The sequence below is a fragment of the Cellulomonas sp. genome (genome assembly GCF_036279715.1).
Lineage (GTDB): Bacteria > Actinomycetota > Actinomycetes > Actinomycetales > Cellulomonadaceae > Cellulomonas_A.
In genome coordinates this window covers 1-2,359 of sequence record NZ_DASUIR010000015.1, presented here as the reverse complement: position 1 = coordinate 2,359, position 2,359 = coordinate 1, and the positions used below count along the sequence as shown (strand labels likewise).

The window sequence follows — 2,359 nt, the reverse complement described above, 5'->3', positions numbered from 1 at the left end:
CGTCCGGGCGTCGTCTCCTCGATCGTCAACTTCGGTGCGTTCGTGGACCTCGGCGGCGTCGACGGGCTCGTGCACGTCTCCGAGCTGTCCTGGAAGCACATCGACCACCCCTCCGAGGTCGTCGAGGTCGGTCAGGAGGTCACCGTCGAGGTTCTCGACGTCGACTTCGACCGCGAGCGTGTCTCCCTCTCGCTCAAGGCGACGCAGGAAGACCCGTGGCAGGCCTTCGCCCGGACGCACGCCATCGGCCAGGTCGTCCCTGGCAAGGTCACGAAGCTCGTCCCCTTCGGCGCGTTCGTGCGCGTCGAGGACGGTATCGAGGGCCTCGTGCACATCTCGGAGCTGGCCGTGCGCCACGTCGAGATCCCGGAGCAGGTCGTCCAGGTCGGCGACGACGTCTTCGTCAAGGTCATCGACATCGACCTGGAGCGTCGCCGGATCTCGCTGTCGCTGAAGCAGGCGAACGAGGGCTTCGACCCGACGAGCGACGACTTCGACCCCGCGCTGTACGGCATGGCTGCGGAGTACGACGAGGCCGGGAACTACAAGTACCCGGAGGGCTTCGACCCGGCCACGAACGAGTGGCTCGAGGGCTACGAGGCTCAGCGCGAGGTGTGGGAGGCGCAGTACGCCAAGGCCCACGAGCGCTGGGAAGCCCACCGCAAGCAGGTCGCGGAGGCCGCCAAGGCGGACGCCGAGGCAGCGAGCGGCGACGGTGGCGGCGCTGTCGCGACCGCGTCCTCGTACTCCTCTGCCCCGGCCGAGGAGGCCACCGGTACCCTCGCGTCGGACGAGGCGCTGGCGGCTCTGCGCGAGAAGCTCACGGGCAACTGACACAGCCGGGGCACTCGCTGCCCTGACGGTCGCAGGCGGGCCGGTCACCCTCGGGTGGCCGGCCCGCGGTGCGTCGAGGGCCGTCTTCGTCCAGGGGTGGACGCGGGCGGGGGCGGCCTGCGGCGGGATCGGGCAGGATGAGGAACATGCAGCGAATCGGACTGACCGGCGGGATCGCAGCAGGCAAGTCGGTGGCGGCGCAGCGGCTAGTGGAGCTGGGCGCGGTCGTGATCGACGCCGACCAGCTCGCGCGTCGGGCGCTCGCGCCGGGGTCGCCCGGCCTCGAAGACGTGGTGGCCGAGTTCGGGCCGGGCATCCTGACGAGCGACGGCGAGCTCGATCGTCCGGGGCTCGCGAGCATCGTGTTCGCGGACCGCGCGGCGCGCGATCGGCTCAACGCGATCGTCCATCCGATCGTCCGACGGCTCGCGGCCGAGGTGGAAGCTGCCGCTGCGACCGTCGATCCGGATGCCGTCGTCGTGCACGACATCCCGCTGCTCGTCGAGTCCGGCCAGACGGGAGCGTTCCATCTGGTCGTCGTGGTGGACGCTCCTGCCGTCTTGCGGGTCGAGCGCCTCATCGGGACGCGCGGGATGTCTCGCGACGAGGCCGAGGCCCGGGTGTCGGCGCAGGCGTCCGATGCCGAACGCCTCGAGGTCGCGGACGTCGTGCTCGACGGCACGGGCAGCGACGCCAACCTGCGCTCCCAGATCGATGACCTGTGGGCGCGGCTGGCCGCCGAGCGCGCAGCGGAGGCAGCGGCGGAGCGGGGTTGACGACCCGCCCGTGGCTGGCGGTCGCGGCGTCGGACGGTGAGCGGCCGGGAACGCGTGTCGGACCCGCGACGTACCGTTGAGCCATGCGTCCTGTCACTGATCTGCAGCGGACCATGGCCCCGTTCGAGGTCGTGTCGGACTACACGCCCTCGGGCGACCAGCCGACGGCCATCGCCGACCTGACCGCACGGATCCGCGCGGGCGAGAAGGACGTCACGCTCCTGGGCGCGACCGGGACGGGCAAGTCCGCCACGACGGCGTGGCTCATCGAGCAGCTGCAGCGGCCGACCCTCGTGATGGCGCCGAACAAGACGCTCGCGGCACAGCTCGCGACGGAGTTCCGGGAGCTGCTGCCGAACAACGCGGTCGAGTACTTCGTCTCGTACTACGACTACTACCAGCCCGAGGCGTACATCGCGCAGACGGACACCTACATCGAGAAGGACTCGTCCATCAACGACGAGGTGGAGCGGCTGCGCCACTCGGCGACGAGCTCGCTGCTGACGCGTCGCGACGTCATCGTCGTCGCGTCCGTGTCCTGCATCTACGGCCTGGGCACCCCGCAGGAGTACGTCGACCGGATGGTGCACCTCGCGGTGGGTGACCAGGTCGAGCGCGACCAGCTGCTCCGGAAGTTCGTCGGGATGCAGTACACGCGCAACGACATGGCGTTCACGCGCGGGACGTTCCGGGTGCGCGGCGACACGGTCGAGATCATCCCGGTGTACGAGGAGCTCGCGATCCGCTTC

The 2,359-nt window shown here is 70.4% G+C and carries 3 protein-coding genes; all 3 read left to right on the top strand.

Annotated features, from left to right (window positions below; translation table 11 throughout):
• Positions 1-834 (top strand): S1 RNA-binding domain-containing protein (locus VFW79_RS01440; protein WP_329675541.1); only part of this gene is annotated, 834 nt, incomplete at its 5' end.
• Between the two features lie 146 nt (positions 835-980).
• Positions 981-1,610: a dephospho-CoA kinase gene (gene coaE / locus VFW79_RS01435; protein ID WP_329675540.1), complete on the top strand. Its 630-nt coding sequence runs from the start codon at positions 981-983 to the stop codon at positions 1,608-1,610.
• Positions 1,611-1,693: 83 nt separating this feature from the next.
• On the top strand, positions 1,694-2,359 hold a 666-nt coding region (locus tag VFW79_RS01430; RefSeq protein WP_329675539.1), incomplete at its 3' end, for a DEAD/DEAH box helicase family protein.